Source organism: Shewanella sp. SM95, from assembly GCF_025653595.1.
Lineage (GTDB): Bacteria > Pseudomonadota > Gammaproteobacteria > Enterobacterales > Shewanellaceae > Shewanella > Shewanella oncorhynchi.
This window is the reverse complement of record NZ_JAKKSE010000016.1, coordinates 90,724-112,530: the sequence shown is the minus strand read 5'-3', so window position 1 is coordinate 112,530 and position 21,807 is coordinate 90,724. Positions and strand designations below refer to the sequence as shown.

18 protein-coding genes are annotated in these 21,807 nt (G+C 43.1%); 8 read left to right on the top strand and 10 right to left on the bottom strand.

What is annotated here, in order from left to right:
- Position 1 precedes the first annotated feature (1 nt).
- Positions 2-1,108 carry an efflux RND transporter periplasmic adaptor subunit gene (locus L5M29_RS16720; RefSeq protein WP_259522375.1) on the bottom strand — a complete coding sequence of 369 codons (1,107 nt, stop codon included), beginning with the start codon at positions 1,106-1,108 and terminating at the stop codon, positions 2-4.
- Positions 1,109-1,247: 139 nt separating this feature from the next.
- Here L5M29_RS16720 and L5M29_RS16715 point away from each other — a divergent pair, with 139 nt between their 5' ends.
- Together L5M29_RS16715 and L5M29_RS16710 are read left to right on the top strand one after the other, a co-directional pair.
- A complete protein-coding gene (locus L5M29_RS16715; protein ID WP_259522376.1) occupies positions 1,248-1,874 on the top strand; it encodes a TetR/AcrR family transcriptional regulator in 627 nt (208 codons plus the stop codon).
- Between the two features lie 123 nt (positions 1,875-1,997).
- Positions 1,998-2,942 (top strand): autotransporter outer membrane beta-barrel domain-containing protein, encoded by a 945-nt coding sequence (locus L5M29_RS16710; protein WP_259527771.1) that lies wholly within the window; start codon positions 1,998-2,000, stop codon positions 2,940-2,942.
- A gap of 12 nt (positions 2,943-2,954) precedes the next feature.
- On the opposite strand, the gene L5M29_RS16705 is transcribed toward L5M29_RS16710, so the two are convergent.
- The 3 genes from L5M29_RS16705 to L5M29_RS16695 form a co-directional block, all read right to left on the bottom strand.
- Positions 2,955-3,515 carry a chalcone isomerase family protein gene (locus tag L5M29_RS16705; protein WP_263168908.1) on the bottom strand — a complete coding sequence of 187 codons (561 nt, stop codon included), beginning with the start codon at positions 3,513-3,515 and terminating at the stop codon, positions 2,955-2,957.
- 301 nt (positions 3,516-3,816) lie between these two features.
- Positions 3,817-4,296, bottom strand: a complete 480-nt coding sequence (locus L5M29_RS16700) for a DUF2947 domain-containing protein (protein ID WP_198572644.1) — start codon at positions 4,294-4,296, stop codon at positions 3,817-3,819.
- A gap of 118 nt (positions 4,297-4,414) precedes the next feature.
- Positions 4,415-6,877, bottom strand: a complete 2,463-nt coding sequence (locus L5M29_RS16695; RefSeq protein ID WP_263168906.1) for a 6-hydroxymethylpterin diphosphokinase MptE-like protein — start codon at positions 6,875-6,877, stop codon at positions 4,415-4,417.
- 355 nt (positions 6,878-7,232) lie between these two features.
- Between L5M29_RS16695 and pseB the strand changes: the two genes are divergently transcribed.
- The 6 genes from pseB to L5M29_RS16665 are packed head-to-tail and all read left to right on the top strand — an operon-like array spanning position 7,233 to position 13,403.
- Entirely contained in the window at positions 7,233-8,228 is a 996-nt protein-coding gene (pseB, locus tag L5M29_RS16690) for a UDP-N-acetylglucosamine 4,6-dehydratase (inverting) (protein WP_263168903.1), read from the top strand.
- Positions 8,225-9,376, top strand: coding sequence for a UDP-4-amino-4,6-dideoxy-N-acetyl-beta-L-altrosamine transaminase (gene pseC, locus L5M29_RS16685; RefSeq protein WP_263168901.1), 1,152 nt, complete (start codon positions 8,225-8,227; stop codon positions 9,374-9,376). Before pseB ends, pseC begins: the two co-directional genes overlap by 4 nt.
- 8 nt (positions 9,377-9,384) lie before the next feature.
- A complete protein-coding gene (gene rfbF / locus L5M29_RS16680; protein WP_263168897.1) occupies positions 9,385-10,158 on the top strand; it encodes a glucose-1-phosphate cytidylyltransferase in 774 nt (257 codons plus the stop codon).
- The gene (gene rfbG, locus L5M29_RS16675) at positions 10,155-11,237 is read left to right on the top strand and encodes a CDP-glucose 4,6-dehydratase (RefSeq protein WP_263168895.1); all 1,083 of its coding nucleotides are present in this window, start codon (positions 10,155-10,157) and stop codon (positions 11,235-11,237) included. Before rfbF ends, rfbG begins: the two co-directional genes overlap by 4 nt.
- On the top strand, positions 11,234-12,547 hold the full coding sequence (gene rfbH / locus L5M29_RS16670) for a lipopolysaccharide biosynthesis protein RfbH (RefSeq protein WP_263168893.1): 1,314 nt from the start codon (positions 11,234-11,236) through the stop codon (positions 12,545-12,547). The genes rfbG and rfbH overlap by 4 nt, the downstream gene beginning before the upstream one ends.
- Complete coding sequence (locus tag L5M29_RS16665) at positions 12,540-13,403, top strand: NAD-dependent epimerase/dehydratase family protein (RefSeq protein ID WP_263168891.1); 864 nt, start codon at positions 12,540-12,542, stop codon at positions 13,401-13,403. Before rfbH ends, L5M29_RS16665 begins: the two co-directional genes overlap by 8 nt.
- Here L5M29_RS16665 and L5M29_RS16660 read toward each other — a convergent pair.
- The 6 genes from L5M29_RS16660 to L5M29_RS16635 are packed head-to-tail and all read right to left on the bottom strand — an operon-like array spanning position 13,346 to position 21,805.
- The gene (locus L5M29_RS16660) at positions 13,346-14,317 is read right to left on the bottom strand and encodes a glycosyltransferase family 2 protein (RefSeq protein WP_263168890.1); all 972 of its coding nucleotides are present in this window, start codon (positions 14,315-14,317) and stop codon (positions 13,346-13,348) included. The genes L5M29_RS16665 and L5M29_RS16660 overlap by 58 nt on opposite strands.
- The gene (locus tag L5M29_RS16655; protein WP_263168888.1) at positions 14,314-15,750 is read right to left on the bottom strand and encodes a B12-binding domain-containing radical SAM protein; all 1,437 of its coding nucleotides are present in this window, start codon (positions 15,748-15,750) and stop codon (positions 14,314-14,316) included. The genes L5M29_RS16660 and L5M29_RS16655 overlap by 4 nt, the downstream gene beginning before the upstream one ends.
- Before the next feature lie 10 nt (positions 15,751-15,760).
- Positions 15,761-17,494, bottom strand: a complete 1,734-nt coding sequence (locus tag L5M29_RS16650) for a cytidylyltransferase domain-containing protein (RefSeq protein ID WP_263168885.1) — start codon at positions 17,492-17,494, stop codon at positions 15,761-15,763.
- The gene (locus L5M29_RS16645; protein ID WP_263168883.1) at positions 17,491-19,395 is read right to left on the bottom strand and encodes a glycoside hydrolase; all 1,905 of its coding nucleotides are present in this window, start codon (positions 19,393-19,395) and stop codon (positions 17,491-17,493) included. The genes L5M29_RS16650 and L5M29_RS16645 overlap by 4 nt, the downstream gene beginning before the upstream one ends.
- Entirely contained in the window at positions 19,392-20,621 is a 1,230-nt protein-coding gene (locus tag L5M29_RS16640; RefSeq protein ID WP_263168880.1) for an ATP-grasp domain-containing protein, read from the bottom strand. The genes L5M29_RS16645 and L5M29_RS16640 overlap by 4 nt, the downstream gene beginning before the upstream one ends.
- Positions 20,621-21,805 carry a class I SAM-dependent methyltransferase gene (locus tag L5M29_RS16635; protein WP_263168876.1) on the bottom strand — a complete coding sequence of 395 codons (1,185 nt, stop codon included), beginning with the start codon at positions 21,803-21,805 and terminating at the stop codon, positions 20,621-20,623. Before L5M29_RS16635 ends, L5M29_RS16640 begins: the two co-directional genes overlap by 1 nt.
- Between the last annotated feature and the right edge of the window lie 2 nt (positions 21,806-21,807).

The window sequence follows — 21,807 nt, the reverse complement described above, 5'->3', positions numbered from 1 at the left end:
ACTACCTCGTGGCTGCGGCAATGGGAGACACGGCTTGGCCTACGACCAGCTTATGGAGTCCTTGGCTGACATAGATTTCATTGGGCTGAATCGCGCCTTGAATGTAGGCCATGTCTTGGGTGGTGTAGAGAATTTCCACATCTCGTCGCTCTATGATGGATTGCTGTTCATCCTTTGCGATGACATACAGATTCCATAATCCGCGAATGCCATCCGTTAGCGCTGAAATTGGTACCCAATACCCAGCTTGCTCAATTTGCTGCTGTTGATGCAGATACGCAATTTCACCGTTAATCACACGGGCATCTTGGGGCAGGCTGATCCTTAGTTGTAGGGTGCGACTGATGGGATTCACTTCGGCGCTGATACCGGCAATTTCGGCGGTAAAGGTTTGGTCTTGCACGCTGACTTGTACTTTCTGTCCGGCGTGAAACTGCTCCGCTAACGCGACAGGTACGCCAATGTAGGCTTCAGGATTGATATTGCCCACTAAGGTGAAAATGGGGCTACCCGCAGTAACCACTTCGCCCAAGTTATGCAGTCTTTGGCTGATGGTGCCGTCGAAAGGCGCCACTAAGATGGATTTATCGAGCTTAAGTTGATTGGCATGCTGTGAGGCAAGTAGGCGTTTTTTTGCCGCGGCTAAGCTATTTAATTGTGAGCGGTTTTCATCTAATAGCTGCTCAGATACATAGCCAGATTTTTTCAATTCTTGATTACGTTTTAGAGTGCTGGTGGCCAGATCAACATCGGCTTGGGTTTGCGCCAGACTCGCTTGGATCTCTTGACGTTCGGCTTCGAGTAGTCGGGTATCGAGAATTGCCAGTATTTGACCTTGCTTCACTTTGATGCCGGAATCGGCCTGTAGTTCGTTTAACTTTCCTGCTAGTTCAAAGCCGACGCCAGTCGTGTTGCCCGCACGGATAGTCCCCGTGAAGGTTTGCTCGTGCTGATAGCTTGGGGTCAGGATCAACGCTTTGCTTGTGACTGTGGGCAGTATGGTTGTCGTGGCGTGTTCAGTGACTTCCTTTTGACAGGCGGATAATGTGACTAAAGCAAACACGCAGACGCTGATAGTGCGCCAAGAACGTCGGGCAGTTCGATCCATTTTAAGTGCTTCCGCTGTAAGTTAAACGTTAATGCTATGTAACTAGACTTGCTAGTCTAGTTGCGAGGAACTAGACTGTCTAGTCTATTTTGTGCTTAACTAATGCCAATTTATTATGTCTATCTATTCGAGAGTCGATATGACGCATTCCTCTGAGATGCAGTTACCTCTGAGCCGTAGCGAACAAAAACGTCAGCAAGTGCTTGTGGCTGCTATTGATTTATTTTGTCGTCAAGGGTTTCCCCATACCAGTATGGATGAGGTTGCCAAGCTTGCGGGCGTGTCGAAACAAACCGTCTATTCCCATTACGGCAGCAAAGATGAATTATTTGTTGCGGCAATCGAATCTAAGTGTGTTGGCCATAATCTTAATGATGATTTGTTAAGCGATCCGACTAAGCCTGAATCGGCATTAACTCAGTTTGCCCTGCAATTTGGAGAGATGATTGTCAGCCCTGAAGCTATTACGGTATTCAAAGCCTGTGTGGCGCAATCCGAAAGCCATCCTGAAGTGTCGCAGTTGTTCTTCGACGCGGGCCCGAAACATATAGTGGGATTATTGGCTGATTATTTAGTAACAGTAGAAGCGCTAGGGCAATATCGCTTCGGTAATGCGCACCATAGTGCGGTGCGTTTATGTTTAATGTTGTTTGGTGAGCTAAAACTCAAATTAGAATTGGGCTTAGCGGCAGATGAACTCGTTGGCGATAGAAATGAGTATATTTTGGGTTGTGCAGACATGTTCCTGAAGGCGCATCGGATTTAATAAAACTTGCACAATATAAAAGTATCATTTTGTATCTCAACATTGAAAGCATGAACCTTTTAGCTTGATAGCGCGTATTATGCGCAAAAAATCTGTTAATCATTTTAAATGCAAGGAGCTGACGTGGCTAATCTAGAACTCTCACCATCGAGCGCAAAACTGCGCCTGCTGAAAAGCGCTGTATTACTGTTGCCGTTAATGAGTTGTGCTGCTATTGCAGCGGATAAACCTTCGCAGGAATATAAGCCTTTTAGATTAAGTGTCGCGCAGATCAGCACCCAGAGTGCCGAGGTTGCCAATGGTAATACTGAGCTACAAAGGGACAGTTTATTACTGAGTGCAGGGATGAATGTTCCGTTAAATCAGCAATGGTCTTTGGGCTTTCGTGTGGGTTACGACAGGCTGGATTATGATTGGCGCAATATCACCCTCACTGGTGCTAACAATGTCGCACCGCTTTTTGGTACCGACGGGCAGAATTGGGATCATATCAATCGTTACCGTGCCGGAGTGTCGTTAAATTATCGCATGGATAAACATTGGACCTTCTTTTTAGCGCCGCAGATCCAATATGCCTACGCCGACACTGCATCGGCCAGCGAAGCCCAGAGTTACGGTATTGTGGCGTCTGCCATGTATGCATTTGATTCGGGGAATATGATTGGCTTTGGCGTCGCGTATCTCAATGATATCGATGAAGTTCGCACTGTGCCTTATCTCGCTATGCGCTGGCAGATAGATGAACATTGGGCACTCGCCAATCCTTTCCAAGCTGGTTTTAGTGGTCCTGCAGGATTAGAGCTGAGTTATCGATTTAATTCCGATTGGAATGTCGGCTTTGGTAGTTCGCGTCGAACTGAGCGATTCCTTATCGAAGACGATGGCACAGTGGTAGAAACGAACGAATGGGTGAGTTATTTACGTGGCGGTTGGCAAGCAACCCCAGCATTAACAGTGAATCTTTACGCCGGTTATTACTTTGATGGTGAGTTAGAAGTGACCGACCAAGCCGCACTTGAAATGGATAGCCAAGGCGCTGCCGCCTTGGATATCGAATTCAAATTTTAACGTTAATGTCAGTTATTTGCCTAGCATGGCCTCTTTGAGGCTTTTCTGGGCTGGCTTGTCACCTAGCCAAATTTTTAACAGTGCTTGACGGAACATTTCACCTTCGATGGTGGCTTGTTCCTGAACATTTTTATAGGCCGTCACGCCGCGGGCTTTATTGGCGACTAAGGTAAATTGGTCACCTTCTTTAATTTCTTCGTTAAACAGCGCCATAAAGGCATCTATTTGCGGTTGAATATCGGCGGTGTTTTCTGCGGTCGCGTGCTCAAAACCTTCAGTGATCGCATCGCGCATTTTTTCTGAGGTGATCATGCCAGAGGTAATATTAAGGCGGATTGCCGCAATCGGAGCATCGATAACCGCTGCAGTGCTACTCAAGGCTGCTGGCAAATACAGACTGCCCACATATAAATCCATAAAGAACTTACTGCGAACGCCCGCGCCATTGAGCTGTAATGTTTGGCTATCTAATGTCACTGTCTCGGCGACTTGCACTCCTGAGACTTCTTTGGCCATTAATGTGTGGGGTAATAGCAGCGCGCTTGCTAGAGTAAGAGTAGAGAGTAACTTCATAATACACCTCATTTTTCTATTTTAATTATTGGGTTTTAAGCAGATTTTTATGAGTATTTACAGCAAAAAGTTGACCCCAACTTCTCAAATACTCGGCACCGAAAACGGATGTTAATCTAAAGAAGAGGGGAGTGATAGGCTAATTGTGCTTACGCATCATTCAAACATGGTTAAATATGGCATACTCATCATTAAATATGAGCATGCCAACAAGATGACTCATCCCGCTAAATTATCGGCGTAAAAATGTTGGTGTAAAGCTATCGATGGGAAATCATCAGCGTTAAGCAACCTGTATAAATTATCCGCGAGTGCCTAGCTTGTACTGACCACTCTGTTCGAACATCACCGCTTGTTTCTGTTTTGGCGAGATCAAAATGGGACCGTCGTCAAAGAAAAGAAAACACTTCCAATTGCGGACGAACACATCCCAACGAGTTTCAATAATCTGATATTTTTCATAGCAAAAATACACTGGCGTCTCATCGGGCCATTGTATAAACTCAGCTAACATGGTGGGTAAACTGCTATCTTCACTATCCCAAGCGCTCTGCCAATGATCTGTTTCCACCCAAGCATCAGCCTTCGTCGCCCAGTCTCCCTTAGTAAATTGCTCCGCACGACTACTCTTGTTGCTGATCCATTGGTTCCAGATTTCCATCGCACTTTTATCTGTTAACGGCAGGATGTGCGCCTTGTCCTCGTCGGTGACAGGCAAGTCTTTGTGGTTGAAAATCCACTTACGGCGGTAAGTTTCTAAAGGTATATAGGTATGAGCCAAACAAAATCTCCTAGGATATGCAGATGAGCAATGCTGAAACGAGGCTAATTATACGGTCTAGCGAGGTAATAGTGAAATCACCGAACACGAATATGCGAGTTCGGTGATCTTGAGCCTGTTATTGTGAGACGTTCATTAGTCTTGTGAGTTCAGATAAGTAATCACGTGCCACTTGATTATCGGGATCGGCATTAATTGCATTAGAAAATGCAGTGTGAGAAGCTTCTATTTGATTGATTTCAAACATGAATAATCCAAGTTTTATCCATGTTTGTGTATCCGATGGATACTTCTCTAGGTAATCTAGGTAGACATTAACTGAGTCTTGAATCTTGCCCTGGAGTTTTAAAATATGCGCATACTGAGGCATGTACTCATCACTATAAGCCAAAATTTTGACTAGAGTTGCTGTTGCAAGCTCAAGGTTACTTAGTTTGAGTGCCAGTAAAATAATGTGCTTTAACTCCATCTCAGTACAAAGTTCTTCAGGCAGAGCAAGTAAAGCATCTAATGCCTGCTGCGGCTGCTGTTCAAGGCTGAGTTGGAATGATAAGGCGAGGTGATATAGCCTTTTCGCTTCATTGTCAGATTCAATTAAGGGGAATAAGTTTTGGACTGTAAGTGATAATCCATAACTGTTTTTATTCGAGTTTAGTCCTATGATTTTTTTATAGACGAATTCCATTGATGATACAGATTTTAAAGTATTAATATACTCATTTCTTACTTGCGTAATATTTTTATTGAATTCATTTTTTAATTTTATGTAAATTTTTCTTTCGGCATTATTTAGTTTTTTATTTTTGTTGTGCCATAGAATGGCTCTTCCTGGTTGGTTGTCTTTGAACCAGGTTGGAGCTAGCTGTATTAATGATTTTGAATCAATTTCTAATATTCTAAATTCAATTTTTTCGCAAGATTTTGTTATTAGTTTCAGCATGTCATGGCAAATGTTGCTGAAGGCTTCGTAGTAGTCTGTTGTCATTTGGTTAATATGTGATTGAGTCCAAATTTCTGTTTCTCTTGTTGTTAGAAATTTTGAAAACTCAAAATAACCATATGTCTTAATTATTTTTGAGGCGATAGAGTTTTTTGAATTAATCTCATCCTCTATTTTATTTATTTTATTTATTATCACCTTGGACTTTAACGTGTTAGTGCTTAATTTTTTTGTGAGTACTAAGGCTTTTTTTGTTAGTTTTAAGGTTTTTTTGAAAGTATCCTTTTTTTCATTGCACTCATTTAGTGATAATACTAAATTTTCTCTATTTCTTACGATGTTATTGAATGTTGAATTAGACTTTATTTTCCTACCGAAATCATCTAAAATAATATTATTCGTTGAAATATGGTTAATACCATCGATTTTTGCTGCATTAGCCGATAGGTTAATAAAGTCAACGTTAGAATAGTTTTTTACCTCATCGGTTAGTGCATCCATTGCATGAATCAGTTGTATTGGAGTTTCTGCTTGATAGCCTGCATAAGTTTCAACCCATTTGTTATTTCGCCCCAATGTTGGGCCGAGATTCGCTTCAACTGTTCCGTTTGCATGGCTATATCCAGATTTTGAGTAACAATAATCAACGCCACTTAATAGTATTCTATTGAATCCCATCTCAATCGCCAGACGAATCGAACTATTAGTCACAGTAGGTCCAACAGTTATAATATTATCGTGATCATTACTGTTGAACCATGGGTATTTTTGACCCAGATATACGCTTTGTCCATGCCATTGAGAAAGTATTTTGGGGCAAATGTGGTAAGAGTTTACTAGAAGAGTGTTCTCGCTCAATGTAAAAATTTCTCTACTGACATCAAAGCTAAACTCTTGTGGATCAACACAAGTAATTATATCTATTGGAATAGAATTCTTTGCTAGTTTTCCAGCAATGCGAGATACGGCAATAATAAAAATATTTTTATTATTTTCTTTTATCCATTCAATGTTTTCATCAAGAGATGGTCCGCCTGCAACTATTAAGCAGGTCTTACCTTTAAATGTATCTTTAAGTATTTTTGCTGGTGTTTTATTGTCGGGTATGTTTTCTAATTGCGTCTGAAAAAATATTTTTTGAGTGAAACTTATACTATAATTGAAGTATTCATCTTGAATTGTATTCTCTATTCTATTCAAAAGTGTATTGTAGGCATCAAGGTGTAGGGATGATGCTCCAAGAGATGCGTAGACGTTATATTTACCTTTGGCAATATATAATTGAATATCTTCTTTTTTTAAGAGTTCTATAAATTCAAGTTCATTTACAATTTTAACATGTTTCTCTTGAGCCGATGGGATGTCTATAACGAGTAGCGGAAGCACTTCATCCAATTCAACGAAAATAAATTTAGATCCTATGGCTATATCTTGTTCTAATACATAGTTTGCTAATAGTCCTGAATCTAGTCCGACCACTATATTGAGCTTGTCTTGAGAAGCAAAGCTCTGTTTAAATTTTTTATTATATATAGTTCTTGAGTCAACGCTCTCAAACGTATGGCGATTAATACTGGGTAAGTAGTACTCGTTGAAGGGGCTTATTGTAAAGTTATTCGATATGTTGGTTTGTAGTTGCATATTTTCCTCGTTTGGGCGAACAACTTAAAGTGCACTTTGGTGCTACGAGCATAATGTCATTTCATGGAGGCTTAGCGCAAGTTACGCCCCATCAATCTTTTGACACTAAAAGTCAATCGAGATTTGCTACTAAATTGTAAATTTCTGATTTATACATATCAATAAGCAGATAAAAATTTCATATTTTATCTATAGTTGCCTATAATCATTTCTAATTAGTAGTATAATTTTTTTATGTGTTGAGCGCTATGAAGTTTTTTGGCGCGAATTTTGTATAAACAGGGTTGTTTGACGAATTTGCTCATAGTTGTCACAAGCAGTTAATCGAAGGTTTAAACAGTAAGTGGGGAGCTTTATGTTTGATAATAAAACAATTTTGATTACCGGTGGCACTGGGTCATTTGGACAAAAATATACTAAAACTATTCTCCAAAGATACAAACCCAAACGCCTCATCATTTTTTCACGTGATGAGCTAAAGCAATACGAGATGCAGCAAATCTTTAACGCTCCTTGTATGCGTTATTTTATTGGTGATGTGCGTGATGCAGATAGATTAAAACAAGCTTTTAAAGATGTGGATTTTGTAATCCATGCCGCCGCACTTAAACAGGTTCCCGCTGCCGAATACAACCCAATGGAATGCATAAAAACCAATATTCATGGGGCCGAAAATGTGATCCGGGCCGCCATCAGTAATAATGTTAAGAAGGTCATCGCCCTCTCAACAGACAAAGCCGCGAGTCCAATTAATTTATATGGTGCGACTAAGTTGGCCTCCGATAAGCTGTTTGTTGCCGCTAATAACGTGGTGGGAGATGGCAAAACCCGATTCGCCGCCGTTCGCTATGGTAATGTTGTGGGGTCACGTGGCTCAGTCGTGCCTTTCTTTAAACAACTGATTGCCAATGGCGCGACTTCGCTGCCCATTACGCATCCCGATATGACACGTTTTTGGATTACTCTTCAGGATGGTGTTGATTTTGTTTTAAAAAACTTTTCCCGTATGCAGGGCGGAGAGATCTTCGTACCTAAAATTCCTTCCATACGCATCACTGATCTTGCTGCAGCCTATGGGCCGAGTTTGGAGCAGCAGATTGTAGGTATTCGTCCCGGGGAAAAGATGCATGAGGTCATGTGTCCAGGGGATGACTCCCATCATACGATTGAATTTGATGACCACTTTGTCATCACGCCAAGTATTCGTTTTTTTGGGCGTGAAACAGACTTTTGTACCAATGCCTTAGGAGAGAAGGGGCAGGCTGTGCCGATGGGATTTGAATATAATTCTGGCACTAATCCACATTTTTTAACACAGGCTGAAATTCTTAAACTGGATACCGTTGCATGATCCCCTATGGCCGACAAGACATTAATCAGGCTGATGTTGATGCTGTGATTGAAGTGCTTAATTCTGATTATTTGACTCAAGGGCCTAAGGTTCCTGCATTTGAGTCAGCAGTTGCTTCCTATTGTTCAGCTCGCTATGGCGTAGCAGTAAATAGTGCGACTTCTGCCTTGCATATTGCATGTCTCGCTCTTGGGGTTGGAACAAACGATATAGTATGGACTTCTCCAATTACCTTTGTCGCCTCGGCAAACTGCGCGCTTTATTGTGGAGCTGAGGTTGATTTTGTCGATGTGGATCCTCTAACGGGTAATCTTTGTCCACATGCATTGGCAATGAAATTAGAACAAGCGGCTCGGATAGGGAAGCTCCCTAAGGTTGTTATCCCTGTACATTTATGTGGTCATAGTTGTGATATGGCAGCGATCGCTGCTCTTGCTGAACAATATAGCTTTCACATCATTGAAGATGCCTCACATGGGATTGGCGGGAGCTATCATGGATACCCTTTGGGTAGCTGCCAATACTCTGATATTACAGTTTTTAGCTTTCACCCCGTCAAAATTATCACCAGCGCCGAAGGCGGTATGGCCATGACAAACAGCTCAGAATTAGCTGAAAAAATGGCCCTTTACCGCAGCCACGGTATCACTAAAGCCCCCGATAAAATGTTAAGACCTGATGAAGGGGACTGGTATTATGAACAACACGCCTTGGGATTTAACTATAGGATGACCGAGTTGCAGGCAGCGCTTGGTTTGTCGCAAATTAGCAGGCTTAATGCCTTTGTTTTGAAACGCAATGAACTAGCCGCTATATATCGTAAAGAACTCGTTGGTTTACCCTTGAGCTGCGTTGAGCCTTTATCTAATTCTCAAAGCGCTAGACATTTACACATCATCCGCCTAAATGACGCATCAAGAAGAAAGCAACTATTCAACGATATGAGAGCTGCAAATGTACAAGTGCATGTGCATTATTTCCCCGTACATCTCCAACCCTTTTATTTACGAAGAGGCTTTAAGGAAGGAAGCTTTCCCAATGCTGAATCCTTCTATGGGCAAATCCTAACCCTACCATTATATCCAGGACTGGCAGAAGGGGATGTACAACGGATTTCATCTTTGTTTATGGAATTTATTGCATCTTAGGAGGCTCTATGAAGGTTGTGATCTTGGCTGGAGGTTTGGGGACTCGTTTAAGTGAAGAAACTGCCCTTCGGCCTAAACCAATGGTAGAGATTGGTGGCTTACCTCTGTTGTGGCATATCATGAAAATTTATTCAGTGCATGGATTAAGTGATTTCATCATCCTTTGTGGTTACAAGGGGGAAGTAATTAAGCAGTATTTTAGTAATTATCATCTTTTTACCAGTGATGTGACTTTGGATTTTATGACTGGGGAGCGGTATCTTCATAACGCTTCCACTGTGCCTTGGAAAGTGACATTAGTAGATACAGGGCGTGACACTATGACTGGTGGCCGCCTTAAACGCATTGCTAAATTGCTCGATGGTGAAGACACTTTTTGTATGACCTACGGGGATGGCTTGTCGGATATTGATATCAGCTCTGTGATCCGATTTCATAAAGAGCATGGCCGATTAGCTACCTTATCGGCAGTGGTTCCTCCCCCAAGGTTTGGTGGGCTTACGCTTGAGGGGAATCAAGTGATTCGTTTTGATGAAAAGCCAGCCAATGAAGGTGGGCGGATTAATGGTGGTTTTTTTGTCCTGTCGCCTAAGGTGCTGACTTTTATTGACGGTGATAACACCTCTTGGGAGCAAGAGCCACTGCAACAACTCGCCATGGCAGGGGAATTAATGGCATTTCGCCATGATGGATTCTGGCATCCGATTGATACATTAAGGGACAAACTACAAATGGAAAACTTGTGGCAAACGGATAAAGCGCCTTGGAAATGCTGGCTATGAAAGCAAGTGTGGATTTTTGGTCCGGTAAAAGGGTGTTTCTGACCGGACATACTGGTTTTAAGGGCAGTTGGATGAGCCTGATGTTAACGACACTTGGGGCGCAGGTTCGTGGGTTTTCTTTAGAGGTGATGCCAAAGCAATTATTTGATTTAGCAAAAATTGCCTCAGTGGTTGAGCATAGGATTGGTGACATAAATAATGCTGAGTTAATCAAAAAAGAGATAATGGCGTTTAAACCTGACGTAATTTTCCATCTTGCGGCGCAATCTTTGGTGGCTACGGGATATCAGGACCCCTTGAGCACCCTAGATACCAACATCATGGGGACGGCTAAATTACTCGATACCCTTAAGGATTGGCCTTTACCTTTAGCCGTTATCATCGTCAGTTCCGACAAGTGTTATCAGCCTTCCCATGGCGAGTATAGTTTTATTGAGTCCGATCGTCTTGGTGGTTTTGATCCCTATTCCTGCTCCAAAGCTGGCTGTGAACTGGTGGTAAATGCTTATCGAGCTTCATTTTTCGGCAACACTCCCCAAATAGGTATTGCATCTGTAAGGGCGGGCAATGTGATTGGGGGGGGGGATTATGCTGCTAACCGTATTATTCCTGATACTATGGCTGCGATCGTTCGCCGTAAGCATGTCGCATTGCGTCATCCAGATGCTGTTCGCCCCTGGCAACATGTGCTAGACGCATTACACGGTTATCTACTGTTAGCTGAGGCGTTATATCAGCAGCCCCAGAAGTATGCTGAAGCGTGGAATTTTGGTCCCCTTGCAAAGGATATGTTGACTGTTGGCGAGTTAGTGCAACGTTGTTACCAACATATAGGCATGCAATATTGTTTTGAATCACAATTTAGTCGATTTAAGGAAGCGGAAATTCTACTATTGGACAGCACAAAGGCACGCGAGTCATTACAATGGCAACCCCATTGGAGCCTGAGCCAGACAATTGAAAAGATCCTTGAATGGTATCTAGGTGTAGCGGATGGTGCAGATGTTAGGCTACTCACTCAAGCGCAAATTCACAATTATATGAATTCATCTTTATCTGAAACAGGAGCTTGTCTTTGACGAACCAAGCTGCATTGAGGGAGCAGATTTTAACCCTTACCCGACAATACACTGATAAGCAAGTAAAGAAGTTGTTTATCGCAGGAGAGAGCTATATACCTGTTTCGGGTAAGTTGATTGATAGTAATGATATCAGCATGTTAGTTGATGCTTGCTTAGATGGTTGGTTAACCTCAGGACGTTACAATAAAGCTTTTGAACAGCGATTGGGGCAATGGCTGGGGGTTGAACATGTATTGACTACAGTCTCAGGCTCTGCTGCAAATTTATTAGCTTTCACTGCATTGACATCCCCAAAATTGCAGGAAAAAGCTATACGTGCCGGCGATGAGGTGATTACTGTCGCTGCCGGATTTCCTACAACGGTTAATCCGATAATTCAAAACCAAGCGATCCCTGTTTTTGTGGACGTCAATCCCTACACTTTGAACATTGATGTAAGTTTACTTGAGCAAGCTTTAAGTGAGCGGACGCGTGCGGTCATGATTGCGCATACTTTAGGTAACCCTTTCGATCTTGCAGCAGTGAGATCGTTTTGCGATCAGCATGGGTTGTGGTTAATCGAGGACTGTTGTGATGCCCTTGGCAGCACATATCAAGGGTCGCATGTAGGAAGTTTTGGTGATGTCGCAACTTTAAGTTTTTACCCCGCTCACCATATCACAACAGGGGAGGGCGGTGCAGTGTTTACCCGCTCCAAAAAGTTGGCAAAAATTGTCGAATCCTTTCGTGATTGGGGGCGTGATTGTTATTGTAAGCCTGGGGAGGATAATACTTGCAAACGTCGCTTCGACCATCAACTCGGTGAGCTTCCCCAAGGTTATGACCACAAGTACATTTACAGCCATATTGGTTATAACCTAAAAATCACCGATATGCAGGCGGCTTGTGGTCTATCACAAATGGATAAATTAGCTTCATTTTGTGAGAAACGTCGCCATAATTTCAACTATTTAGCATCTAAACTAAGTCATGTTGATGGGCTTGAAATTGCACAAGCTACACAGGGAAGCAATCCAAGTTGGTTTGGTATACCGCTGACCTTGTCTGGTTCCCTTGCAGGGAGAAGAACTTTACTACTGCGAGAGTTAGAACAGGCAAAAATTGGAACACGATTACTCTTTGCTGGGAATTTGACTAAACAACCTTATTTTAAAGGGCTCAATTATCGTGTTGCGACTGAATTAACCAATACTGACGATGTGATGACCAATACCTTCTGGTTAGGAGTGCATCCCAGTTTAGATACACCAATGCTCGACTATATGGCTGATTCGTTAGTGTTATTATGCCGGAGGTTAAGTGACTAAGAGTATGGTGATAACAGGTGCTTCGGGTTTTCTTGGGCAGACGTTACGAAGGAGCGCATTGTTTGAAGGTTGGCAGATTTTATGTATTAATCGTCACGCGATAGATGGGGCTCTTGCATTTGATGACCCTAGGCTTGAATCTCACCTAGCAATGTTTGCCCCTAAAGTGATCGTTCACCTTGCGGCCAGTTATGGTGAGGAGGCTAAAGGAGAAGGCTTGCAGGCGAATTTATTATTGCCCCTTCGTTTGCTGCAATGGGCATCGACACAGGTGAATATTCGCTTTATCGCAACAGGTAGTTTTTGGCAATTTGGGGATATTGAAACCCCTGGCCCAGTGGATATGTATAGTGCATCTAAACAAAGTCTTGCGGTGTTTTTGGATTATTATCGTCGCTGTGAAAGGCTTGATTGTTATCATTTGATATTGTCATCTAGCTATGGCCCTAATGATCCTCGGGGGAAGTTAGTTGATTACTTTGTCGATGCAGTCAAGACTAAACGGTCTGTCAATCTTGGACATAAAGATAAACACTTTGCGTTAACTGATGTGCGGGATGTAGCTAACGCTATTATGTTGTTGTCCTCTTATTCAGCTCCACTACCCTTGTTAACATATCGAGTCAGGACTGAACAATTATGGACCTTCGAACGTTTAAGTCGCTTGTTTGAAAAGTTGGGGTATACGCTAAACGTCAGATATAGTCCGCTCAATAATGGCATTATGGAGATTATACATCCTAACGATGAGCATATACCGACCCTGCCGCATTGGTCGGAAAGTTACTGTCTAGAGGATTATTTGAGAGCTAGATTGGCCAGTCCTATTACTTCTGAGCCCAATGGTAATGGATAAGGAGCTGTCATCGGCATGGGTTTTGTTGACCTCAGACTAGTGAGTCTATTCGTGAGTAACGTCACTTGTTTTTGATAATGTAAATAAGCTTGTTCTAACTGACGAGATTTCATTATTTCAGCATAGCGATGGGCCAGTTTTACATCATTATTTAACGCCCCCCATAGTACGTCGGGATCAGTCACTTTATTTTTGTTGATAAAGTCCTGTTTCATCGCGATGACTTCCTTAAGAGCACTCAGGTTTTCAATACATCGATGAGTTTCGTTGGCCTCGTGTTGTCGGTATAGCATTAAAGGCTCTTTGATATATATGATCTTAGATGCCCGTGCACTTAAGCCTAGCCATGCATGCCAGTCAGTGCAGAAGACTTTTGTTTCGTCAAATCCACCGAGTTGTTCCAGTGCTTTGCGACGAAACAAGCATGCAGAGAGAGGGAAATTGTTTCCCTTCAGAAAAATTTTGCTTTGCTCTTCACCCAGAATTATCGCGCTGTTCATATAGAAGGGGCATTTACTGACTCGGCCTTGGGGCGTGAGAAAATCGTATTCAAAGAATATCGCGTCTGCTTCGGTTGATTTGATCACTGCTTTTAAGGTGTCCAGTGACTGGGGTAGTAATATATCGTCGGAGGATAACACTAATACCCAATTAGCCTTGGCAGCTTGCATCACTCTGTTCCAGTGGCTGGACATTGGCAGCGTGTGGGGTTGCTCAAGTACCCGGAGATTTGGGTGGCTGCGCCACGGAGCAATAATACTGAGGCTGTTATCGGTGGACGCATTATCGGAAACCAGTACTTCAACGTCATCCAAATTTGCAGTGACGTTTTTTGATAATACCGAGGTTAAGGTTTCCCCTAATACCGCACCATGGTTGTAGTTAGGGATGCAAACACTCAAGATTGGCATCATAGTATTTTGGTCCCAATTAGACGATGGGATGTGGCATAAACAGGGGCGCACCATTCGCGGTCATAGGAGGAGTAACGCACGCCTTTCTCTTGGTTTATTTGGTTGATGTGAGCTCTGATTTTCGAACCATATTCAAACGCTTTATTGATCAATTCCGCCGAATAATTGGGGAGGTTGACCATCGAACCATAGCTCCCATCATAGTCAGAGGAGGTGGCAATAAGCCAACCTTCCGCTTTTGCTTTATCAAAAAAAGGCGTCCCTTGAAGTGGGGTGTTGATGGAGAGAGAAAATTCCTGAATGTATCCCTCGGCATGCAATTTTTTAATCGTATTGAGCGACTCAATGTCTGAATCGTAATTGGCCCCAACGGTTCCGACTGACATTGTGCCGTATATTTTAATTCCTAGTTCGCGGCAATCGTGCAGTACATCAAGTAGACGTTGGTAGTTGCTCTTCGAACGGTACTTAGAAATATGCTGCATTACTGATTCATCTAAACTCTCAAGCCCAATACGGATTTTATAATATCCGGCCTGCTTCATCAGTGTGAGTGTTACGGTATCAAGAGTGTCGTAGTTACCCATGCAGTTGAATTTAAGCTCTTTATTCAGGCCTTCATCGATCAATCTTTGGCACAGGGCTCGTAGATAATTGCGGTTAATGGTGTGGGCTTCTTCATTGAAGAAGATACCCTCTAAATCGGGTATGGTCTTTTGGAGATAGCGAATTTCAGCAATGACTTTATCTAAATCCCTCACCCTGTGGTTAGGTTTGGCATAGTAGACATTTGCCACCACACAAAAATTGCACATTACCGGGCAGCCACGGGTGATCCACATTTCAACTTCGTTATATTCTGAGCCATACAGACGGCAGTAATTACGTCGTTTGAGATCGATATCATCGGGCAAGGGTAATGTATTAATATCAACTAAATTCGGCTGTTTATTGGGATATATCCCAGGAGAATGAACATTTAAACCGCTTTGGATAAAGTGAGTGATGGAATGCTCAAATTCACCTGTAGCAATATAATCTACGCCTTGCAGCAAACAGTCTTCTGGGGTCGCAGTCGGCTGCGGACCGCAGGCAAGAATTTTAAGTTGCGGCAAGTGTTGCTTAAGCACCTTAAATATGGCCAATTGTTTGCGGTAAATAATAGAGTCAATTTCTACAATCAATAAATCTGGTGCGAGTTGGATGACTATATTGAGATATTCATCACTGTCGACTCCGTAATAGTTCATATCTATCATACGGACCCGATGCTCCGTATCGCGTTTTAGCATGGCGGTGAGATAAGATAAATTAAACGGGTAAAAGGTCGTGACTTTAAATTTGCCTGAGCTACCACTCCAACGGCTCGGGAAATAATCGATTTGATCGCCTAGCTCTGTTCTACCTACGGGGGTGGTAACTAAGATAAACATACATTGTTCCTCAGTGACGGTTTACGGTCGTAAGCAACTCACTCACGATAGAAAGTAATTTTGACATCCCCTTTATATCGGCAAAAACTGTTCCAGCTTTATTTATAAGTTGATTCCGAACTTCAGGCTGGTTTTGTAAAATCATTAATTGAGATACGGCCTCGGGTAAAGTATTGCTTATTTGGCAACATTGATGTGCTGCCAGTGCGTCCAATTCGGCATTTTCACACAGGTGTTTGACTGGTAACAGGATAGTGGCTGCCCGTGCGGCGATAGATTCAAATAAGGATAAGCCGTAACAGCTTAATATTATTGTTGATTCGGCCAATAATTGTGGCAGGTTGCTCGGATTATGGAGAACCTTGATCTTGGAGTCACTTTTGATCTCAGGCGCCTTTGCTAACGGGCCTCTTATCCAAAGGTAATCCCAGTGAGGGTTGATCGTATCTTCCAGTAAATGGGGTAGATATCGACCGTAATCCAGCGCATCTGTGCCGCCCGTTAAAATCATCACTTGCGGTTTTTTAGGGAGCAATGTGATAGGACTAAAGAGATAATTTTGCCAACCGTAACTGATATTGGGATGTTTAATACTGCAATAAAAACTCGGAATAAATAGCTTATCGACACTTTCTACAAACACAGTTAGCTTGTCGAGCGCGAGTAATGCATGACCTTGCTGTTTGGCGTGGTGACAGGCATCTTCAAGAGCTAGCATATCGATAAAATCGGGATGGAAATCCAATATCAATAGGGGATTTTTGTCCTGCTTAATGCGAGTAAAGAGTTCAACTTCATCCTCAAACCATTGCACTTTGGTGTGTAGCCAAGGGAGTTCATAGGGGGAGCCAATAACATGTAATTGGGTGCCTAATCCTAATTGTTCCTGTAGTGCCTCGGCAATCAGGGCACAGCGTTTGAGGTGCCCCATCCCTATGACACTATCAACATGGCAATAAAGGCTTACCTTAGGATACTGTTTATCGGCAGCTTTTTGCTGTACATGGGTATTTATCGCGGCTAATGCAAGGTCATCAAGCAGTTGTTGCTGTACCCATTCAAGGCTTACAATCGACTCCGTACCATGGTGGACATACCAACGAAAGTACACCTCTGCCATAAAGCGAAAATCGGCAGGGGTATCCACGGAAATCCGGTGCTTTATCCGTGAATGATCCGCACTATCGTCAATAGAGAGATAATCAAGTACAGGGGTGAGTTTATCTGCATAACCTACGTGTTCCCGAGACATGTCGCATTGACTGGCTGTCATCAGTTTTTTCCATCCCCTTTGGCTGTAAAATGCCATTCCCTCATGAATTGAGCTTACATTGTCACGGAGCTTAATACTGTCCTTGTTTGATGCCATTAGTGCCGTTAAGGCGTGATCGATAAAATTGGGGTCTATAAGTGGGCAATCACCACAGATATACACGATATAATCAGGCTGTTGTCGCTGGATGATCCTATCAAGCCTGCCCATCAGATCATTAACATCACCTTCAAAGGGGACACAGGTTAGCTGGTTTTCTTGTGCCCAATTGATTAGGGGTTGGTTGAACTCATCTGCAGTTGTGGCAAGTTCTATTGCGCTAATTGTGCTACACGTCTTTAGGCGCCTTAAAATATGGCCAATAATAGGAAGAGTATTACCTGCGGCATCACAAGCGAGTGGTAGCAAATGTTTACCAGCTAAGCGACTAGAGTTAAGGCGTGCGCCAATGATGGCGAGTATTTTGGTCATAGATTAATACTCTCTGGGGTAATGCAGAGATTGAAATCGAGTAAATTGCCACCTTCCTTGAGTGTCTCATCGGCTTCTGCTAACGAAAACCATAGTCGATTAAGGTATTTATCATCTATTTTTTTACTCAAAATCATGGGGAGTGCAGCACAATTGGCGGGATCCCAAGTTAATCGCACGCCACATTGGCCGCTGCCAAACCGAATTTGGCCAGCAGTAGCACCAATGGCGCTATTTGCCGAAACAATTGAAGAAACAGGAGAACCTTGGTCCATATCCTCTTGTATTTGAAAAAACTCTTCCTGTTCACCACCGAGATTGGTCTGGTACCAGGCTCTATTATCATAGCCGAGTAAAGTCAGATAACTGAGTCGGATTGAGGCTTCAGGGCGCTGCTTGTCCTCAAAGAAAAGGCCTGTATGTAAAGATTCATGCTCGATACGGTACCATTTAATGATGGCGCCACTTTTTAATGATTGACGGCAATAAATCACTAAATTGCCCTCTGCGCAGCCTAATTCATAATTCACCCGATTGAGATCGGTGACACGATCACGTGCACGAAATCGTTCCATCAACAAATGATTCGAGTAGAAATCAGCACCATAACTAATATGGTCGAAGTAACCATGGGATAAGGTACCTAGGACGGGTTCAAAGCCGTGGGACTTAAAGGCTAATTTATCAATAGCTAATCCACGGTTACCATTTAGGCTCAGGTGTACCTTAGGGGTACGAATATGCAAACGACGTCTTTGTGTATCGTACTCAATCTGAATATCTTCTTGTGCTTCCCAAGGCGCAAATACTGGCGCATCAGCAGGATTAGCAACCAAGTTAAGTTGCTGATAGCGTTTTGCGGTGAGGTGGGTACGCAGATCGCTTGCCCACATACGGCATAAGTTTCGCCAGTCTTGCTCTGTTGCATGTGGATTATGTGCGAGTGTGGTGAATCGTTGATAGCATAGACTGTTAAGTAGGAGGTCATTACGACCACTTAATCCCCAGCGGCTAACATTATATTTAGCTTGTTTTTTGACTGAAACCGGATGCTCTGCATTGGTGATTTCGACCGCATTTGATTCTTGCCAAAACTTAAGAATGTGTTGAGGCAACTGCCAACAATAGTTATCCATCTCTGCAAGAGTGTTAAAAAGGGTGGTAATCCGCTGCCATTCCCCTTCAACGTGATCCGCCTCAGTTTGATAGCGACCTGGACGAAAGTCGAACACTTCGGCATCACTGCCATAAACAGGAAAGGCCAACATGCCAGGTTTGAAGATTTTAACGAGATAGTGCAGATAATCTTCGAGTGTTAATTCGCCATGAACATAACGCTGGAACTTTTGAAAAGCGATTGCGTGGTTCCAAATCACCTTAATTGTTCTACCACTTGCGGCTTGTAAACTCTGTGGCCTATCTAACAGTGTGTTGGACCAGTTTGGATTATGGGAGTAGGGATTATCCCATTCCACCACTACAGCTTCAAAACCTTGATCGATATAAACATCTAAGAGCCCTGCTGAAACGGCTTGCTCATTGATATAGGCAATTTGAGGACGTACCCCAAGCAAGGTGTGATAGGTATCCTGCCCAAGACGGAGGTTAGCCTGATTGACTTTTGCAGGAACCAAAGGCCCAATAATTTGGCTATCACCGCTGGCGATAAGTTCGCACATTCCTTGTTGGAGCAATAGTTTGAATTCCGCTACCCACAGAGGGTCAACCTGTTGAACTGCTTCTAAGGTATAGGCCGTCATTTCAATTCCGACAGGAATACCTTTTTGCGCTATCTGTAGGAGTGGCCAATAGCATTTGCGAATGACTTCGGCATGTTGTTCATTTTCAATGGAGGAAAAGGCTAGATTGAGATGAAATACCGTGTAGAGGGCAGTAGTCATACTGGTTCATCCTCATATTCGATGTGGATCAACGCCAGCGCGGCTTGCGCTCTGGCTATTGCATCGGTTTTGTTATCGGCACAGGCTATAGCAAATCCCGTTCTTTGCGTATGATTAGCAAGCGGATAAATTACGCTACCAGGCGCTATAAATAGCGTTAACATTTCAACCCCAATAGATTGATATGCTTGTGATTCTCCATAAATGTGGCGGACTTGGCCTGGTGCTAAATCAAGGTAGCGAATAGCGACCGCCCGCTGATATTTAGCTGTAACTTCCTCTGTGGTTAAGGGCTCGCCAAGGGCGAGTTTGATAGCCTTTTCGATAAAATTAACGCCAGTCGCAAGGGGGATTTGGGTGGTCGAAAAGAATCCGCCTGAGAGTCTCCCTGCAATTTCAATCACTTTAGCGCCTTGAGCCGTATAGACCATATCTCCCTTGGCTACGCCTTGGTTGATCCTAAGTGCCGCTGCTGCTCGTTCAACAGTGGCAATAACCTCAGCTTTGATGTTTGCACTAACACCCGTAGGAGCATCGCCGCCATTTTCAATGATAAAAGGCTTAGTTCGAGGGAGCCACTCATAGTTACGGTCGGCAAAACCGAGGGTATAGTAGCGTCCACGATCGATCAAGGTTTCTGTACTGAACTGTGGACCTTCGAGATATTCTTCCAGCATGACCCTTGAGGTTGGGGATTCTTTGGCTGCCAATTCCCATGCGCTATCAAGTTCTGAGGCTATCTCTATTAGCTGAACTCCACGTGCGCCACGGCTATCAACGGGTTTAATAATCAGTGGAAAGCCAATCTGATTGGCTTGACTAAGTAAAATTGATTTATCCGATACATCCGCAAAGCGTGGAATAGGAATACCTTCTGCTTGCAGCCTCTTTTTCATTGCTAATTTATCAGAAACCCAAAAAGCTGACTCAAGTGACAGGCCTGGTAACCCCAAGTCATTACTGACGATAGCTACACTTAAAGGTACATCGGCACACATGGCGATCGCACCATCAATATTTACGCCCTGTGTTTGGAGTTTTTTGACTTCAGCTAAGATGGCTTGACCATCGTAGGTACTGGCAATAATTGGCCAATCTGCCATGGTAAGTCCTGGGGCTGAGGGGTTGCCATCAGCAATAACAAGTTTAAGTCCCATTTCCTTGGCAATGCGGATACCTTCACAGGCTTCTACGCCTGCACCCACAATCAGTAAATTCTTTATCATTAATGAGTCCGAGTATCGTCAACATTGTGAAGTCTTAAGGTGAGAATACCTTTATCTCTTAGCCATTTGATCGCATCAAATATTTCTTTCTCACTGGCGTAGGATGAGATGAGGACACAATCTCCATCCTGCCAATCGATTGTATCTGGCGCTTGGCAAATCCACTCACCTTGCCTTAATCCCCACTTTAGTTTGGAGGTATCAGTCAGTCCCGTTATAACGCATTCGTCGATAAGATTAGTGTTGGCAACAATTTGGCATGTATGGATACCTGCACCCCAAAGGAAGATTCGCTTACGCTGCTTAAGTGCTGGTAATATTGCATTTAAACAACCTTGCCAGTACGCCACTTCTTTTGCGCGGTAATCAGACAAAATAGCCCTATTCCGGCAGATATTGGGTTGTGCATCATCACAGTGGTCTTGTGCTTTGGTACTTGCTAGCACGCCAATAATAGGCGAAAGGTTACTGTTGTAGTGCTCGACGAGAGATACAACTGAATAACCCGCTTCGCTCAGACTGCGAACCAAATTATCCCGAGTGTAGTAATTAATGTGTTCGAAAGAGAAAAATCCAGGGCATAGACTGGCAGGTTTAGCCATGAGTGGCACTTCGACATAAATAAACCCCTCTGCCATGTTCTGTTGCAGGTTATGGCATTTTTTTAGGGTGTCTTGGGGACGATAAAGATGCTCCAGCACATGGGTCAAAATAATTAGCTCAAATTGTTCGTCAGTGTCAAAATCTTCTGCGCTGCCGTGGATACAATCGATTTGATATAACCGTTTTGCAAGTTCAACTGACGCTGTACCTGGCTCAACGCCTAGGACTCTGCTAATTCCTGCCTCGCGAAAACGCGATAAGGTATAACCGTCAGAGCTACCAATTTGCAGTGCTGAGTTGGGAAGGAAACCTATGCCTCTACGAATAAAACGAATTTGCTCATCAAGGTCTCTAATCTTGGCTTCAGTTGGTTTCTCTTGTCTTCCTGGATTAGTGTAAACCGCCATCGAGCTATAAAACGTCATCATTTCATCAAAACTAACCGATGGACTTTGACAAACAGATCCACATTCAGGACATACAGAAAAACCTATTTCCCTTGGTTCGAGGCCAGGAAGTACCCAAGTTGTTGAAAAAACAACTTCGGTTTTTGATTGACAAAGAAAGCAATTTCTTCTCATTA

What these genes read in the sequence shown, in the direction of transcription:
- L5M29_RS16720 (WP_259522375.1), bottom strand. Translation starts at nt 1,108, where the DNA reads ATGGATCGAACTGCCCGACGTTCTTGGCGCACTATCAGCGTCTGCGTG.
- L5M29_RS16715 (WP_259522376.1), top strand. Translation starts at nt 1,248, where the DNA reads ATGACGCATTCCTCTGAGATGCAGTTACCTCTGAGCCGTAGCGAACAA.
- L5M29_RS16705 (WP_263168908.1), bottom strand. Translation starts at nt 3,515, where the DNA reads ATGAAGTTACTCTCTACTCTTACTCTAGCAAGCGCGCTGCTATTACCC.
- L5M29_RS16695 (WP_263168906.1), bottom strand. Translation starts at nt 6,877, where the DNA reads ATGCAACTACAAACCAACATATCGAATAACTTTACAATAAGCCCCTTC.
- pseB (WP_263168903.1), top strand. Translation starts at nt 7,233, where the DNA reads ATGTTTGATAATAAAACAATTTTGATTACCGGTGGCACTGGGTCATTT.
- pseC (WP_263168901.1), top strand. Translation starts at nt 8,225, where the DNA reads ATGATCCCCTATGGCCGACAAGACATTAATCAGGCTGATGTTGATGCT.
- rfbF (WP_263168897.1), top strand. Translation starts at nt 9,385, where the DNA reads ATGAAGGTTGTGATCTTGGCTGGAGGTTTGGGGACTCGTTTAAGTGAA.
- rfbG (WP_263168895.1), top strand. Translation starts at nt 10,155, where the DNA reads ATGAAAGCAAGTGTGGATTTTTGGTCCGGTAAAAGGGTGTTTCTGACC.
- L5M29_RS16660 (WP_263168890.1), bottom strand. Translation starts at nt 14,317, where the DNA reads ATGATGCCAATCTTGAGTGTTTGCATCCCTAACTACAACCATGGTGCG.
- L5M29_RS16655 (WP_263168888.1), bottom strand. Translation starts at nt 15,750, where the DNA reads ATGTTTATCTTAGTTACCACCCCCGTAGGTAGAACAGAGCTAGGCGAT.
- L5M29_RS16650 (WP_263168885.1), bottom strand. Translation starts at nt 17,494, where the DNA reads ATGACCAAAATACTCGCCATCATTGGCGCACGCCTTAACTCTAGTCGC.
- L5M29_RS16645 (WP_263168883.1), bottom strand. Translation starts at nt 19,395, where the DNA reads ATGACTACTGCCCTCTACACGGTATTTCATCTCAATCTAGCCTTTTCC.
- L5M29_RS16640 (WP_263168880.1), bottom strand. Translation starts at nt 20,621, where the DNA reads ATGATAAAGAATTTACTGATTGTGGGTGCAGGCGTAGAAGCCTGTGAA.
- L5M29_RS16635 (WP_263168876.1), bottom strand. Translation starts at nt 21,805, where the DNA reads ATGAGAAGAAATTGCTTTCTTTGTCAATCAAAAACCGAAGTTGTTTTT.